The organism is Caballeronia sp. LZ029, assembly GCF_031451275.1.
Lineage (GTDB): Bacteria > Pseudomonadota > Gammaproteobacteria > Burkholderiales > Burkholderiaceae > Caballeronia > Caballeronia jiangsuensis.
The window spans coordinates 1-728 of sequence record NZ_JARUXO010000013.1 but is presented as its reverse complement, the minus strand read 5'-3'; the positions used below and the strand labels follow the sequence as shown (position 1 = coordinate 728).

1 protein-coding gene is annotated in these 728 nt (G+C 56.9%); it reads right to left on the bottom strand.

The window, feature by feature from the left end; genetic code table 11:
• Window positions 1-72: 72 nt before the first annotated feature.
• On the bottom strand, window positions 73-728 hold a 656-nt coding region (istB, locus tag QCE73_RS33880; protein WP_309885320.1), incomplete at its 5' end, for an IS21-like element helper ATPase IstB.

Genomic DNA, 728 nt, shown 5'->3' with positions numbered 1-728 from the left:
TAGACAGCGTCAAGCGGCACGGCCGGTCAGCGACAACTATTCTGGCCGGTCGACGGGTGTAATTGTCGCTGGCTAGTTCATAGTTGTCGCTTCTCCATCGTAATTGTCGTCGGGTAATTGTCGCCGGCGCGCGCTCTGTTTGTCGCTGGCCTTTCGACGGCGATAGCTTTCAACATTCAGTTCGAAGATCGTCGAGTGATGGACGAGCCGATCAATGGCTGCGACCGTCATGCCAGGGTCGGGGAACACGTCATTCCATCCCGAGAATGGCTGGTTGGCCGTTATGAGCAGACTTTTACGCTCATACCTCTCGGCGATCAGTTCGAACAGCACACTGGTTTCGGCCTGGTCCTTACGCGCGTACGACAGGTCGTCCAGGATGATGAGATCAAACCGATCAAGCTTCGTGAGAGCGGATGGAAGCTGCAGGCTCTGACGCGCAGCCTGGAGTTTCTGGACGAGCTCGCTCGTGCGTGTGAACAGCACTCGATAGCCGGCTTCGATTAAAGCGTGTCCGATGGCTGAACCTAAATGACTTTTACCGCCACCGGGGGGCCCGAACAGGAGAATCGTGGCACCTTTCTCCAGCCACGAATCTCCGGTCGCCAGTGCCGTGACATGCGCTTTCGAGACCATTGGCACCATGCCGAAGTCGAAGGTGGCCAGCGTCTTGGTTGGATCAAGATGTGACTCGTTACGATGCCGCTCGATGCGTCGTTTGGCACGTT